Below are 15,321 nucleotides of genomic sequence, written 5' to 3' on the forward strand. Positions count from 1 at the left end.
AGCAAGCTTCTTAAAACATTCGCTCGACTTGCATGTATTAGGCATGCCGCCAGCGTTCGTCCTGAGCCAGGATCAAACTCTCCATAATAGAGAAACTTGAATAGCTCGAGTTTCATTTTGCTGACTTCGAATCCGAAGATTCGTTTTTGTTTCGATTTAACGAAACGTTATATCTTGACGTTTTGCTGTTCAGTTTTCAAGGTTCATTGTTATCGCCTTAATAATATAGAAGGAATATAGAATCTAGTTCGACTTATTTCTCTTCTGTAACAGCGACTTCTCTAATATAACAAAAACGAGAATGCTTGTCAACAATTATTTCAAATTCTTTTTTTGATGTTTTGTTGATTACGTGCTGCTTCTTAAGGACAAGTAATAATATAACCCAAGAAGCAGAAATAATCAAGCCTTTTTCAAAAAGAAAATTCTTCTTACTGTTTTTCCATCTATAACAAACAATAATATACCCATTATAACAATAAGCCCGCCGGTTATTTGAGCGGTTGATAGTGTTTCATGAAAGATATAATAGGCTAAGATTGACGCACCTACAGGTTCAAATAGGATTGCAATGGAAATAACATTAGTACTAACCCACTTAAGCGCCCAGTTAAATAATGAATGTCCAAGTAAATTTGGGATAAGCGCCAGCAAGATAAACCAAAACCAATCCATGCTAGGATGCGGACCAAATGATTCTCCTCTTATAATAACATAGAAGAATAGCGTCAAAGTACTTATAGAGTAAACAATAAATGTATAAGTAATTAAAGAGAGATGTCGACGAACTACTTGGCCAAATAATAAATAGGCCGTTATTAACGCACAACCAATCAAGGCCAACATATCACCAAACAATGCTGTTCCACTAACTTTGAAATCGCCCCAACTTATGATAAAGCTGCCAGCGATAGCGATTAACGCCGATAAGATTGTTTTAACGCTTAACTTCTCCTTAAAGAAAAAGTAAGTGCCTGCAAATGCAAATATTGGTTGCAACGTAACCAATACGGTTGAACTTGCCACGGAAGTATAATTGAGCGATTCAAACCAAAAAATAAAATGAAACGCTAAGAAAACTCCGGCGAATGTAGTATTGATCCAATCTCTCTTACTTAATAACTTAACTTCCCATCTATACTTATATAGAAAAACGGGTAATAGTAATAAAACGGAAAAAAACATTCGGTAAAATGCGATAACCCCGGCATCTGCAGTCGCTAGTTTGACGAAAACAGCTGATAAGGCAACGGAAATAACACCAATCATTATTGGAATGTACGGGTTGATACCTGGTTTATCCATAAAAACACATCACTTTCAAATAATCGAGATTATAAATTAATAGTATATCACCTCTGTTTACAATGAACATACTTAAGGAAGTATAATACCTTAAGAAATGAAACAGTCTTACTACAATAATAACAAAGTTTAACTATGTCTATAGGAAGGTACATAATAAGAACAATTTTAATACCTAGATTAAATTATGTTGTTTTATCATTAAAGGAGGATTTCTAGATGAATGATATATTTAAACTATTAAAAGAAGGAAACAAACCTTCCTTGCTGGCCGGAATTGTAAATACGATTATTGCAATATTAAAAGGTATCGCATTTTCCCTAACCGGTAACGTCGCCATGTTTGCCGAAACGCTTCATTCACTAGGCGATGCCGCAAATCAGTTCTTTGTATTTATTGGTTCCGCTTTATCAAGAAAAGCCCCCACTCCACGATTCCCCAATGGATTCGGTCGAGTGGTCAATTTAGTTTGTCTTGGCGCTGTTATTATTGTTGCAATCATGTCATACGAAGCCGTAAAAGAAGGCTGGCATCACGTGATGAATCCAACTGAATCAGGTGGATTCATCATCAATCTCTCTGTTCTTGGTATTGCGATTATGCTTGAGTTTGGTGTGCTTTATAAGGCCGGAAAGGAAATTTTACATGAAGCGGGTATTGAAAAAGGTGGACTCGCGCCAATAACACTGGGTTTTACTAATCTAAAGAAAGCAAAACCAGCAACAAAACTAGTCTTTATGGAAGACTGTGTTGCGACTGCCGGTGGAATTTTAGCGTTTGTCGCAGTTTTACTCGCACATTTCTTTGGATTGCTCGTAGCGGAAGGGCTCGCTTCCATTATCATTGGATTAATGATGTTTTACGTAGTCGGGAAAGTATTTCTGGAAAATGCGCGAGGAGCTATCGGAGAAACTGACGAAGAAATGCTCAATCATATCGCACATATCGTTGCTATGGATTCTGATGTGAAGGATATTCAACACATCGAGGTAGTAAAAGAAGGGGAATTTCTCCACGTGCAAGTTACCGCTGAAGTCAATCCTTCCCATACCCTTGCATACATCGATGACATACGTGATCGACTAATGAAAATTATATTAAATCAAAAAGGGGTTCAAGATGTTTTGATTTCATTTGACGAAGATGACGGAGTGCGTCAGTGGAAGGGTTCTAATCAAAATAATAAAATAGAGGATTACAGTACAAAGTTTCCAGAGTAATTTTTAATTAAGTATGACTAACATCTATTATAAGAAGAAACCGTTACGCATTATTAAAAGCGTAACGGTTTTTTAATAATTATAAAGATGCTACGAGGACTTTTTCGACATCTTCTCTATTCATATTTGAAAACCTACCGATGTTACCATTGATAGTTGCTTTTTCTGCCATAATGCCTACTTTGGAATTATCTATACCATAATCTGCAAGTGTTTCAGGGGCTCCAATCGAGGACCAGAACGATCTTAGACGATCAATGCCTTCTAAAGCAACTTCTTTAGTTGTTTTACCGTCCGGATTCACTTGGAATACTTTCTCCGCCAATCTTGCGAATCGTTCGGGATCTTTATCCAGGTTTTGTCTCATCCAATGCGGGAATATAATTGCCAGACCCCCCGCATGCGGTATATCGTATACCGCTGAAATTGCATGTTCAATTTCATGTGATGCCCAGTCTCCTTGGTAACCTAAGCGTAGGAAGTTATTTAATCCTAGAGTCCCTGCTATCAAAATTGTTTCGCGTAAGTCATAGTTTTCTAGGTCATCAACGAGTTTGGGACCATTCTCAATAATTGCACGCAACACACCTTCACACATTTCTTCTTGTACTGGCGTGTTAGTTGCTTCATTAAAGTACTGTTCGAAGATATGGGACATCATGTCAACGATACCGTATACCGTTTGATCTTTTGGGACCGACATTGTATAAGTAGGGTCCAATATCGAGAATTTCGGAAATGTAAATGGACTTCCCCAACCGTATTTCTCTTCTGTTTCTTCATTCGTAATGACCGATCCGGCATTCATTTCTGATCCTGTTGCTGCTAATGTTAGGACTGTGCCGAATGGAAGTCCTTCTTTAGGGGATGCTTTCTTACTTACAAAATCCCAGGCGTCTCCATCGTATTTCGCTGCACAGGCAATAAGTTTCGTACAGTCAATTACCGAGCCACCCCCAACTGCTAGTAAAACATCGATTCCTTGTTCCTTACAAATTTCTGCCCCTTTACGGGCTGTTGAAATACGCGGATTTGGTTCAACACCCGCTAACTCATGAACTTCCATGCCTAATTTGTCGAGTACTGACATGACCTCATCATAAAGTCCATTCTTTTTTATACTGCCGCCGCCATAAACGACTAAAACCTTTTTTCCGTAAATCGGTAATTCTTCAGTAAGTTTTTCTAATTGTCCTTTGCCGAAAATTAATTTGACTGGGTTATAAAATGTAAAATCATTCATTTGTAATACCTCCTATTTTTCTCTATTATCCGGAACAAGATTAACGATTGCAAAATTAATAGACCTGGTATTTATTATTAACAAATGGACATACTTATTATGGAGGTGTTTTAGATGGGAACTATTCAAAGAATCGCCCTCGCTTTAGTCATAATTGGCGCGTTAAACTGGGGCCTTGCTGGGTTGTTTCGTTTTGATGTGGTTGGAGAATTAGCTGGTGGTTCCGCTGAACCGATTGCTCGACTCATTTATATTATTATTGGTGTAGCAGGACTTCTCAATCTTGGATTGCTTTTTGAAGAGTGGCGAGGAGACAGAGACGTTGTCAAAGTGCATGCCGCAAGTCCGGAAGAAATATGAAAAAGACATCTCCCGTTTTATATCGGGAAATGTCTTTTTTAATTTTTACGCCCATCCACGGAAACGTGATGCTTCCGCAGTCGCGCGAACACCAACCATATAAGCCGCTAAGCGCATATCTATATTACGTGTTGTAGCTGTAGTATATACATTTTCAAATGCTTCTACCATTTTCTTTGTTAACTTTTCACGAACTTCTTCTTCAGACCAATAGTAACCCATATTGTTCTGTACCCATTCAAAGTATGAAACAGTTACACCGCCGGCACTTGCCAATACGTCCGGTACGAGTAATATTCCGCGTTCTGTAAGTATTTGTGTTGCTTCTGCTGTTGTCGGACCATTTGCCGCTTCAACAACAATACTTGCTTTTATATTATGTGCATTTTCTTCTGTAATTTGATTTGCAATTGCAGCTGGTACAATTATATCGCAGTCCAGTTCAAAGAGTTCTTTGTTAGTGATTGTGTCTTCGAAAAGTGTTGTTACCGTACCGAAGCTGTCGCGACGATCTAGTAGATAATCGATATCCAAACCATTTGGATCATGTAGAGCACCATAAGCATCTGAAATTCCGATTACTTTAGCACCTGCATCATGAAGGAATTTAGATAAGAAACTACCAGCGTTCCCGAAACCTTGGATAACGATACGAGCACCTTTCATGTCGATTCCGCGTTTTTTTGCGGCTTCTTCAATTACGATTGTAACGCCTTCCGCTGTCGCGCGGTCTCGTCCTTGAGAACCTCCAAGAACAATTGGTTTACCCGTAATAAATCCTGGTGAGTTAAATTCATCAATTCGACTATACTCATCCATCATCCATGCCATAATTTGAGCATTTGTAAAAACATCTGGAGCTGGGATATCTTTTGCTGGTCCCATAACTTGACTCAACGCACGGACATAACCGCGGCTTAAACGCTCAAGTTCGCCCATGGACATTTCACGTGGATCACAGATAACTGCACCTTTACCTCCACCATACGGAAGATTAACGATTCCGCATTTTAATGTCATCCACATTGCAAGTGCTTTCACTTCAATGTAATCTACATCAGGGTGGAAACGCACGCCGCCTTTTGTCGGACCAACCGCATCATTATGCTGGCCACGGAAACCTGTAAACACTTTAACTTTACCATCGTCCATACGGATAGGTATCCGTACTTCAACCATACGAATCGGATCCTTAAGAAGATCGTACATTCCTTCATCGTAACCAAGTTTATCCAGAGCTTCTTTAATGACATCTTGCGTGGACGTTAACAGCTTCATATTTTCAGTCAATTGTTTTTTTCGCCTCTTTGATTAAAATTTTTACTTCGCAAATATTATAACATATTGCTAGACGTCTTGAAACTAATCTTTTTAAGCAAATACCTGCTTTATTTTTTCTAATGCCCAATCAATTTCTTCTTTATTGATAACGAGTGGCGGTGCAAAACGGATTACCGTATCATGTGTTTCTTTACATAGTAAGCCCAGTTCTTTTAGTTCTTCGCAATATGGACGAGCGTCTACAGATAATTCTACGCCAATAAATAATCCACGCCCTCTTACTTCTTTAATATCAGGATGGTTTATTTTCTTTAATTCATCCATGAAATAGTTGCCGAGCGCCAATGCGTTTTCTGCAAGATTTTCATCTTCAAGAACTTCTAATGAAGCAATCGAGACTGCACATGCCATTGGATTTCCGCCAAACGTCGAACCGTGTGAACCAGGATTGAATACGCCGAGGATGTCTTCGTTTGCGACAACGCATGAAATCGGGAATACTCCGCCGCCCAATGCTTTGCCTAGTACGTATATATCTGGCTCGATGCCTTCCCATTCACAAGCGAACATTTTACCTGTACGTCCAAGACCAGCTTGTATCTCGTCTGCGATAAACAACACATTATGCTTTGTGCAAAGGTCGCGTGCCGCTTTAATGTAACCTGCTGGAGGAATAATGATGCCTGCTTCGCCTTGAATTGGTTCAATCAGAAACGCTGCTGTGTTTGGTGTAATCGCCGCTTCGAGTTCATCAATATCACCATATGAAACTAGCTTAATACCAGGTAGCATCGGACCAAATCCGCGTTGATATTCCGGTTCTGATGATAATGAAACTGCCGTCATTGTACGACCATGGAAGTTACCATTGCAACCGATAATTTCTGCTTGCCCTTCAGCAACACCTTTTACATCGTAAGCCCAACGACGTGCCGTTTTAACTGCTGTTTCAACAGCTTCAGCGCCTGTGTTCATAGGTAGAGCCATTTCTTTGCCTGCCATCTTACAAATTTTTTCATACCATGGACCAAGTTGATCATTATGAAATGCGCGTGATGTTAGTGTGACGCGATCTGCTTGTTCTTTTAGTGCATTAATAATTTTGGGATGACGATGTCCTTGGTTTACGGCAGAATAAGCCGCAAGCATGTCCATATACTTATTACCCTCTGGATCTTTCACCCAAACACCTTCTGCTTCTGAAATCACAATTGGTAGTGGATGGTAGTTATTCGCACCAAACTTTTCTGTTTGTTCAATTACATTTTTCGATACTGACACATAATTCCCTCCTTTTTAATAGCAGATTGTCTCTTCGAATATGAAGAGACAATCCTTTTAACTCGTTCATCTTTATATTATCGTATTTCTTCTTTGTATTATAGTGTTTCTGAAGTTGTTTTTCCTTGCATATGAAGTTGCAAGTAATCCGGTCCGCCCGCTTTTGAGTCAGTACCTGACATGTTAAAGCCACCAAATGGTTGGTAACCAACAATTGCGCCTGTGCAGCCACGGTTGAAGTATAGGTTTCCAACATGGAAGTCTTCGCGTGCTTGTTCAATATGCTCACGGTTATTCGTGATTACAGCACCTGTAAGGCCGTAATCTGTGTTGTTAGCAAATTCAATTGCTTCATCGAAGCTTTTCGCTTTCGATAGACCAACAACAGGTCCGAAAATCTCTTCTTGCATGATTCTAGCTTTTGGATCTAGGTCTGCAAATACAGTCGGAGCGACGAAGTATCCTTTTGAATCGTCACCAGTACCGCCAGCAATTAGACGACCTTCTTCTTTACCAATTTCAATATAGCTCATGATTTTATCATAGGATGCCTGATCAATAACTGGTCCAGTGAAGTTCGAGTTATCCGAGGAATCTCCATAAGTCAATTCATTTGTAAGTTCTTCAACGCGTTCTACCACTTGATCGTAGACTTCTTCATGAATGATTGCACGAGAACATGCTGAACATTTCTGCCCACTAAATCCGAATGCTGATTTTACAATGGATTGTGCTGCTAATTCCAAATCAGCTTGATTGTCAACAACGATTGTATCTTTACCTCCCATTTCCGCGATAACGCGCTTCAACCAAATTTGTCCTTCATTCACGACTGCAGCACGTTCATAAATTCTAGTTCCGATTTCACGGGAACCTGTAAATGATACAAAACGTGTTCTGGCATGATCTACTAGGTAATCGCCGACTTCTGCGCCTGAACCAGGGATGAAGTTAACAACTCCCGCTGGCATACCAGCTTCTTCAAGTACTTCAATAAATTTATATGCAACCACTGGCGTTGTTGAAGCCGGTTTTAGCAGTACTGTATTTCCAGTTACGAGAGCAGCTGCCGTTGTTCCAGCCATAATTGCAAATGCAAAGTTCCATGGAGAAATTACCACGCCAACTCCTAGTGGAATGTAGTGGAACTGATTATATTCGCCTGGACGACTTTCAACATGCATGCCTTTTTTCAAGTCCAGCATTTGACGACCATAATACTCTAAGAAATCGATTCCTTCGGCTACATCTGCATCTGCTTCGTTCCAAGGTTTGCCCGCTTCTTTTGTCAAAAGCGCTGAAAATTCCGCTTTACGACGACGTACGATTGCAGCTGCTTTGAATAAAACATCCGCTCTAAATTCCGGTTTAACTTTTCTCCATGTATTAAATGTTTCGTCTGCTACTTGCATCGCTTTTTCAGCAAGCTCTTGACTTGCTTTAGATACGCGGCCGATAACTTCTTCTTTGTTCGACGGGTTAGTAGATACTAGTTTTTCATCAGTCGTGATACGTTCTCCACCGATAATTAATGGGTAGTCTTCACCGAGATACCCTTCTACTTGTTTTAATGCACTAAGATATGTGTTTTTATTTTCTTCATTTGTAAAGTCTGTGAAAGGTTCATGTTTGTATGGAATCAAAATAATTTCCTCCTTTAATAATGTAAGGTGCAAAAAATATTTGCGCTTTGTAATAGCTTACATATATAATAATGCAAAAGATTCTTGCTTATTTCAAGTATTATTACTTTTATTTATACATTTTCTTATTTATTAGTCGATAGGAGGAGTTTTATGCGAAAAGAGATAGATGCGCTTGCCCCTTTTTATGCATTTGCAATTGAACATGCAGCGCTTGGTATCCACGCAATAGATAATCATGGCCATACAATTATTTACAATAATAAAATGAAGCATATAGAAGGACTTGCGCTTGAAGATGTCCAAGATCGCTCTATTTTAGAGTTGTTTAATTTTGATCAGGAAGAAAGTACTTTGCTTAAAGTTTTACAAAGTAAAAAAGAATTATTGAATGTAAAACAAACTTATTGGAATAGAAATGGGATTGAAATTACGACTATCAATGATACCTATCCGGTCTTTAGGGACAGGAACTTAATAGGAGCAATTGAACTTTCACGTGATATAACTGCATTAGAAAAAATTCTGCATCAACCAGATTCGAAATCCAATAAACCCATAACTTTCAATGAGATTGTGGCATATTCGTCACCAATGAAAACTGTGATTTCAACAGCTAAGAAAGCGGCAAAGGCCAAATTATCGGTTCTATTAATCGGTGAAACCGGGACTGGAAAAGAATTAATCGCAGAAAGTATCCACAATGCATTGTCACCATCTCTTCAATACTTTTATACGCTACATTGCCAAAGTTCGGATCCGTTTCTAATCGATCGATTACTTGAGGACTTGAATGAGTCTGCTTCCTATACGTTGTTTTGCGAGCGAATCGAACTCTTATCCATTCCTTTACAAAAAAAGTTATTGGCTTTGCTGTCGAAGTCGGATAGCGGAAATCGACAATTCATCGCGAGTATTGGGGATGATCCTGTTGAATTAATCGCCGCTGGAAGCTTATTGAAAGAGTTGTATTATTTCTTTTCTTCATTTGCGATTCGGATTCCGCCACTTCGGAAAAGACCCGAAGATATCATGCCGTTCATTTCAACATATTTAGCGCGCAGAAGTGAGCGTTATAATAGTGCGATTCAAGGAGTTACTCCTGATGTTGAGAAGCTATTTAAACAATATGATTGGCCAGGTAATATTCGTGAACTTGAAATTCTGTTAGACGAAGTGACTTCCCTTTCATCGACAGAAACCGTGATTACTTACAATATGTTGCCGCTTCATTTCAGGGTAAAAACTGGTGACAGAGATGCTCAGTCCGTCGAAGATTTTATTGTCCACCGAAACAAAGAGCTACTGCCGCTTGATGAATATTTGCATGCTGCTGAAGAGTACTATATTCATAAAGCGATGAAACTCCATGATGATAACGTTACAAAAACGGCGAATGCTTTAGGCATGAGCCGCCAAAGTTTACAATATCGTTTGCGGAAAATAAAAAATGAGAGGTAGGCATCATCGCCTCCTCTCATTTACTTATTGACCTGATTGTTCGATCCAATCTTGAAGCTTTTCTTTTAAGGAATTAAATCCTTCAGCGTCTTGCTCTTTAATCCGTTCTTGCAAAGATTCACGCAGACGTTCGTTTCGGTGGTCGGTTTCTGGTTTTTCCTGGAGTGCACGAATCGATAAACTAATTTTTTCAGCTTCTTCGTTGACTTCCAGAACTTTCACTTCGACTTCTTCTCCGATAGATAAGAACTCGTTTACATCTTTCACAAAACCATATGTGATTTCGGAAATATGGACGAGTCCTTGCGTGTTTTCATCGAGTGAGACGAACGCGCCATAGGGTTGAATGCCCGTTACTATTCCTGTGAGCTTTTCTCCCGCTTCATACTTTCTCGCCATTTGAAACAGCTCCCAATTTTTTATACGTATCTGCCATAGGGCCATCTAAATTATATCACGAATGCATATAGCGGGCAAAAAAGCATAGTTATTCACTTATTGAATCTCGTAAATTGTCCAGATATTTTTTTCGATATCTAAAATCATTTTTGCAAAGTAGTTAATCGTGCCATCTTTTTCATAACCCACAGGGACAAGCGGTGCACCGTTAATGCTAGCCTCTCCTCCCATTTCCACAGATAAATACTCTACTTGTTCTAATATAGAGTCTTTTTTCGTCCAGTCATCCATATAGGCTTCGAGCGAAATTGGGACATATTCATGATTGAATAGCTGCCACATCGTCTCAGGATCCTCTTGTTCATTTGCATAATCGTAAACGCCTATAATCATTAGCGGGTTCGCGTTTTCTAAAGTCATTAGATTATGATCGTGAGAGAACTTTTCATATAACTCTTTGACTTCTAATTGATACTTGGAATCTTGAATATCAGTTGTAATTGTCCCGTATCCCATGTATTCTTCGATTGTAAATAATTTCAAGTTATTATTCTGTGCGGAGCTTAATGCATCATAAATATGTTGTTGATTTAATCTCTGATAACTTTTCGATTTCTTCCAATCGCTCTCTTTCATCTCACTAATGATTTTCTTCATGATAAAAGCGGCTGGTGAATCCCCGCCGATATTTGCAATCTTTTCCCAAACGGCACGATATTCTTCTTTTACTGCGCCATGTTCATCAAATATTGCATTTGTTTCGCTATGTTCATAAAAAACCCCGTATTTCTTATTGTCGTCGATAACTAATGCATTAAATAATGTTGTATATGAATGTGATAACATTTCATAATGTGTAGTAAATTGTTCAGAAGCGAGTAGTGTGTTTTCCATATCGATTAAATAGTCTAGTGATTGGTCCAATGGAATATCTAGGCTTTCTACGTTGAACAAATGCTCGTTTTCAAGCATTGTCATATAGCCACTTACGTCTTCGTGAAGCGAACTTCTAATTTTCTTACTCAATTCATTGGTCTGATATTTCGGGAATAATGGCGCATACATTGGTATCGATGCTGGATAAAAGTTTTGTTTCTCTAGTCCTGTTAGAACTTTTTGAAAGTCTTCAGGGTACGAATCTTTCTTTTCCATAAACTTATCAATATCAATACTGTCATCGACCATCGCATCTTCGAAGATTTCGTGATGGTTGTAGTAAATTGTATAAAAGGACTCTTGAATATAGGAGAGTTTTTCCAAATATGAATGAATGAATTCTTCACTTTGCTTTTTATCATTTGTCAAAGGTTTTTTAATTACTCGCGTGGCCATTTCAGACGGCAATTGTATTTGTTCTAGTAGTTCCTGATATTCTTCCTTGATTTTCCCCTTATCGATTGGTTCATTTTTTTCGAGTAATCTTTCGTAACGCCTAATCATTGAATCAAAATCCCTGCGCGGGGCATCGGCTAATCCGCTTGTAAAATCATAGTCGTTACTTTCAATTGTTTCAGGAATACCCAATTCATCGAACTTATTTTGTACTTCTTTTTCAAAGTCTGTTTTTATACGCGCGATATACTTTTCAGTTGAGGACCTTTGATATTCCTCACCTGTCACTACCGAAACCGTGATGAGGGCTAATAATGTGACAATCCCTGCTACCCAATAAAGAAGTACTTTTTTTGACGATTTTTGCTTTACGAGTGGATCGCTTTCGACTTGCTGCACCTTGAATAGGTTTTCATATGTGAATGAAAAACGAAGTCGATCATATGATTTTTCTAGAAACTTTAATTGTTTCTCGATTTGCTGGTCATTTCTATTGAGTCTTTGACGTGATGCGGCAATTAAATTCACGACTTGATTTTCTGGAATCCCTGTAAGAAATGCAATTTCTTTTTCTGTCATTCCATGAAAATAGGAAAGTAATAAGGTGACTTTATTTTCATAGTCGAGATTGATTATTTTTTCATGAAGTTGTTGGTCTTCCTCAAATGGCAGAAACGTTTCCTTTTCAAGCGGCAGATCCATATCCCCCAATAATGATAAACCAATCTTATACTGGACTAAACGAAGCTGATTCTCGTCCACAATTTCTGTTAGCTGATTATATAATTTCTTGAACGTTGCTTCAGTTACCTGCTGTACTTGAAGCGAATTACAACCGTATTGAAGGGCGAGTTGTTCGATTTCTTTTGCGTGACTTCCCATCCATTTTATAAAAGCTTCGCGGTCTCCCGTCTTTAGCTGATTGTATAGCTCGACATTCGTTATGATCATCATCCCCCTACTCATCAGTGAATCCCATTATTGTAAAGGATACACGATACGCCAACCGTTTTTTGTCCACATCATGTTTATTTCTACTATAGATTCTTTACTCGGGTTCGTTTCTTGGTTGACCGTTAGCGTTGCAATGCCTGGCCAGTTTCCATTCTGATCTTGTTCTAGTCCTTTAAAAGAAATCTTTTTGTACAGGTTTTCCATATTTGTTGGAATATTTCTGCTAGGCTTTTTAATGTACTGATCTTTTTCAATTACTTCCGTTCCATCACCTTGATAGTAGAAAGCGTATTGTGTTTCAACGTCCCCTCTCTGCGCAGCATAAAAATAAGTCGCGATGATGTCAATTGGCGTCATATAATTCATTTCATCGAATGACTTCGATTCGGCGATATAATCGTACCTATAGGAGATCAATTCTTTTTCTATGGAAGCAACGTCTATTTCTGGCATAACCACTCTTGATGGTAGCGGGTTATGAACGATCTCTTGCAGAAAAGTTTCTCCGTTTTTATCTATCGAAATCGGAATATATTGATCTTCCGTTTCACTTTTCCCGATTTTGATATAAGCGTAATAATTTCTTCCATATCGCTCTATGTTTTCAGTGGAAAATTCGATGGAGGTCGCTTCTTCAAATATCGAAAACCCTTTTTCCCAATCTTCTACAAAGGTCGCCCGCCATTCCTCTGCAACTTCTTCGTTTTCATGTAAATCTCGATTATTAAAGTTGAATAAATTCAACATTGTCACTGGGTCATCCATTTCATTTGCATAGTCGTAAACACCGACCACATAAATAGGCGATAGCCCTTTAAATAGGGTTCTGTCGTAGTTTTCTTGGAACTTTTCATACAACGCTACTATTTTCGTTGTAAACAGCTTGTTTGGCAGTTCGATTTTTTCATTAACAAGTGTAGGCTTTTTACCGAACATGATTTCCTCTAGTTTACCTTCTTGTGCAAGTTTAAGAGCGTCGAGGATAGAATCACGAGTGAATCGATCCCAACTTTCCGACGCCTTCCAATCAGACGCTTCCATTTCCTTAACAATTGGTTCTACAAGGTAACTAATTGGCAACGCTTCTTCTGGATAATAAAAGTTTCCCCATGCATGTTGAAAATGAATTGGGACAATTCCTTGAACTTTCATCTCATCAATCAGGTCATTCCCTTTCATCATTTCGTAAAAAAACGAAACGAAATAGCTTTCCAAGTCCTTGTAATAACTTTCAGCCTCATTAATTTGTATAACGGCTGGTTGCATTGCAGTTAATTCTCGAGAAATCCAATCTGGACTATAGACCATATTGGCGTGATTGAGATAATAGTCATATGTCATTATTCCGAAGTATGTGCGTGCATTTTCATGATAGCTATAGCCCAATAAATCATGATTTGATGATTTATAATAACAAGCATTAATTTCGAAAGTTTTATTTTTCGCGCACAATTGAATGGATTGGCTTCGCATTGTGTCTATCGCATCTTGGAGTTCTCTCGGAAACTTATCTCTTGAAAGCATTAATAAGGATGCTTTTTGTGCGCCCCCTTCAAATCCTTCAATTGTTTCGCGATTGTCCCACAAAATGGCATTGTACATCGTGATTAGATTTTCAATTTTTTCACGGTAGCTCATAACATGATCAATACTCGCGCTTTCGCTTTCGTGAAGCGGCTCTTGTTGAATATCAGCTATCATTTCGGATGGTAATTTTATGTCCTCAATGATGTTCGCGATTTGCTGGTCTATATTTTCAGGGATTTCTCCACGATTCAATGAATCTTTAATAGTCTTCATTTGATTATCTGCTTGTCTAATGAAATTCAACTGGTCAAATCTTGAATCTTCGAGTTTGAGTTTTTCTTTCCGTTTAGCACGTTCAGTTTTATATTTTTCTTCCAATACTATGAAAGATTCCATCTCAGTAGCATTGGCAGTCGACTTGTCTTTCTTGTTCGGTAAAGACAATGGCACCGATATAAGTAACAAACCCAAAGCCAATACACCTAGAATTGGCCAGAATACTGACTTCTTGTTTGATTTGATGACAGGTTGCTGGTCTATAGAGCCGAATGCTTGGTCAACTTTAAATGTTATGGGTATGCGATGATAGGATTTTTTTAAGAGTTCAAAACTTTTTCTTTTTTCACCGAGCAATTCACTTGAAGTATTAATGGCTGACGCAACATCTATCGTGGACTCTCCAGTAATAAATGATATTTGTTCATGATTAAGATCATGATCAAAAGACAAGATAAATGGGACGCGATATTGCTCATTAAGTTCTACAATTTTCATATGAAGAAGGGTGTCTTCTTTAAAAGGAAGTGCATTTTCAGGAATGGAATGCATCGAATCATATTGTGCAAGTTTCTTTAACAAAATTTTATAAAGGGTGAGTAATAATGGATTTGTTTCATCAAGAAGACTTAAATCATCACGAATAGCGATATATGTATCTAACGTCACCTCATTCGCCTCTGCTATAGAAAGGCCATATTGAAATGCGAAACGAACCATCTTGCCACTCTGCATGTTAAGCCATTCCAGCAAATGAGCAACGTCCCCGTTTTTTGCATTTTCTACTCGTTCATTTTCTTGCACGAGTCGCCATCCCCTTCCCCGACAAATGTTCGTGAATCTTATTATACCAGAAGGTACGAATTATTCAGTTAAATTTTGCCGCTTGCAATCTATTTAATCATTCATTGTCACGTTTTATTGTATGGTTCATGTCACCTCAGGCAAAACTATTCTGTAATTTCTCACTGATTTTGGAACCGTGTTCTTTCCTTTCTATATGTGTTACGTCACTTTCGTAGGATTTTTTTCACTTCT

11 protein-coding genes and 1 rRNA gene are annotated in these 15,321 nt (G+C 38.4%); 3 read left to right on the plus strand and 9 right to left on the minus strand.

The window, feature by feature from the left end:
* Positions 1–88: ribosomal RNA gene (locus tag J4G36_RS14460) — 16S ribosomal RNA — on the minus strand; the annotation flags it as partial.
* A gap of 314 nt (positions 89–402) precedes the next feature.
* A complete protein-coding gene (locus tag J4G36_RS14465; RefSeq protein WP_210471109.1) occupies positions 403–1,305 on the minus strand; it encodes a DMT family transporter in 903 nt (300 codons plus the stop codon).
* A 219-nt stretch (positions 1,306–1,524) separates the two neighbouring features.
* On the opposite strand from J4G36_RS14465, the gene J4G36_RS14470 reads away from it, so the two are divergent.
* Positions 1,525–2,526 carry a cation diffusion facilitator family transporter gene (locus tag J4G36_RS14470; RefSeq protein WP_210471110.1) on the plus strand — a complete coding sequence of 334 codons (1,002 nt, stop codon included), beginning with the start codon at positions 1,525–1,527 and terminating at the stop codon, positions 2,524–2,526.
* A 79-nt stretch (positions 2,527–2,605) separates the two neighbouring features.
* Here the strand turns inward: J4G36_RS14470 and J4G36_RS14475 are convergent, their stop codons facing one another.
* Entirely contained in the window at positions 2,606–3,769 is a 1,164-nt protein-coding gene (locus tag J4G36_RS14475) for an iron-containing alcohol dehydrogenase (RefSeq protein WP_210471111.1), read from the minus strand.
* Between the two features lie 114 nt (positions 3,770–3,883).
* On the opposite strand from J4G36_RS14475, the gene J4G36_RS14480 reads away from it, so the two are divergent.
* Positions 3,884–4,129: a DUF378 domain-containing protein gene (locus tag J4G36_RS14480; RefSeq protein ID WP_210471112.1), complete on the plus strand. Its 246-nt coding sequence runs from the start codon at positions 3,884–3,886 to the stop codon at positions 4,127–4,129.
* 45 nt (positions 4,130–4,174) lie between these two features.
* On the opposite strand, the gene J4G36_RS14485 is transcribed toward J4G36_RS14480, so the two are convergent.
* The 3 genes from J4G36_RS14485 to pruA form a co-directional block, all read right to left on the minus strand.
* Positions 4,175–5,419, minus strand: a complete 1,245-nt coding sequence (locus J4G36_RS14485; protein ID WP_210471113.1) for a Glu/Leu/Phe/Val family dehydrogenase — start codon at positions 5,417–5,419, stop codon at positions 4,175–4,177.
* A gap of 81 nt (positions 5,420–5,500) precedes the next feature.
* The gene (locus tag J4G36_RS14490; RefSeq protein WP_210471114.1) at positions 5,501–6,691 is read right to left on the minus strand and encodes an ornithine--oxo-acid transaminase; all 1,191 of its coding nucleotides are present in this window, start codon (positions 6,689–6,691) and stop codon (positions 5,501–5,503) included.
* Positions 6,692–6,789: 98 nt separating this feature from the next.
* Positions 6,790–8,334 (minus strand): L-glutamate gamma-semialdehyde dehydrogenase, encoded by a 1,545-nt coding sequence (pruA, locus tag J4G36_RS14495; RefSeq protein ID WP_210471115.1) that lies wholly within the window; start codon positions 8,332–8,334, stop codon positions 6,790–6,792.
* Between the two features lie 153 nt (positions 8,335–8,487).
* Here pruA and J4G36_RS14500 point away from each other — a divergent pair, with 153 nt between their 5' ends.
* On the plus strand, positions 8,488–9,795 hold the full coding sequence (locus J4G36_RS14500) for an AAA-type ATPase lid domain-containing protein (protein ID WP_210471116.1): 1,308 nt from the start codon (positions 8,488–8,490) through the stop codon (positions 9,793–9,795).
* A 24-nt stretch (positions 9,796–9,819) separates the two neighbouring features.
* Here the strand turns inward: J4G36_RS14500 and yugI are convergent, their stop codons facing one another.
* The 3 genes from yugI to J4G36_RS14515 form a co-directional block, all read right to left on the minus strand.
* The gene (gene yugI / locus J4G36_RS14505) at positions 9,820–10,194 is read right to left on the minus strand and encodes a S1 domain-containing post-transcriptional regulator GSP13 (protein WP_210471117.1); all 375 of its coding nucleotides are present in this window, start codon (positions 10,192–10,194) and stop codon (positions 9,820–9,822) included.
* 96 nt (positions 10,195–10,290) lie between these two features.
* Complete coding sequence (locus tag J4G36_RS14510) at positions 10,291–12,480, minus strand: RNA polymerase sigma factor (RefSeq protein ID WP_210471118.1); 2,190 nt, start codon at positions 12,478–12,480, stop codon at positions 10,291–10,293.
* A gap of 24 nt (positions 12,481–12,504) precedes the next feature.
* The gene (locus J4G36_RS14515; protein ID WP_210471119.1) at positions 12,505–15,087 is read right to left on the minus strand and encodes an RNA polymerase sigma factor; all 2,583 of its coding nucleotides are present in this window, start codon (positions 15,085–15,087) and stop codon (positions 12,505–12,507) included.
* Positions 15,088–15,321: the final 234 nt, after the last annotated feature.

Source organism: Sporosarcina sp. 6E9 (genome assembly GCF_017921835.1).
Classification (GTDB): Bacteria; Bacillota; Bacilli; order Bacillales_A; family Planococcaceae; genus Sporosarcina.

Coding starts and splice junctions, on each gene's coding strand:
- J4G36_RS14465 (WP_210471109.1), bottom strand. CDS start 1,305: ATGGATAAACCAGGTATCAACCCGTACATTCCAATAATGATTGGTGTT.
- J4G36_RS14470 (WP_210471110.1), top strand. CDS start 1,525: ATGAATGATATATTTAAACTATTAAAAGAAGGAAACAAACCTTCCTTG.
- J4G36_RS14475 (WP_210471111.1), bottom strand. CDS start 3,769: ATGAATGATTTTACATTTTATAACCCAGTCAAATTAATTTTCGGCAAA.
- J4G36_RS14480 (WP_210471112.1), top strand. CDS start 3,884: ATGGGAACTATTCAAAGAATCGCCCTCGCTTTAGTCATAATTGGCGCG.
- J4G36_RS14500 (WP_210471116.1), top strand. CDS start 8,488: ATGCGAAAAGAGATAGATGCGCTTGCCCCTTTTTATGCATTTGCAATT.
- yugI (WP_210471117.1), bottom strand. CDS start 10,194: ATGGCGAGAAAGTATGAAGCGGGAGAAAAGCTCACAGGAATAGTAACG.
- J4G36_RS14510 (WP_210471118.1), bottom strand. CDS start 12,480: ATGATGATCATAACGAATGTCGAGCTATACAATCAGCTAAAGACGGGA.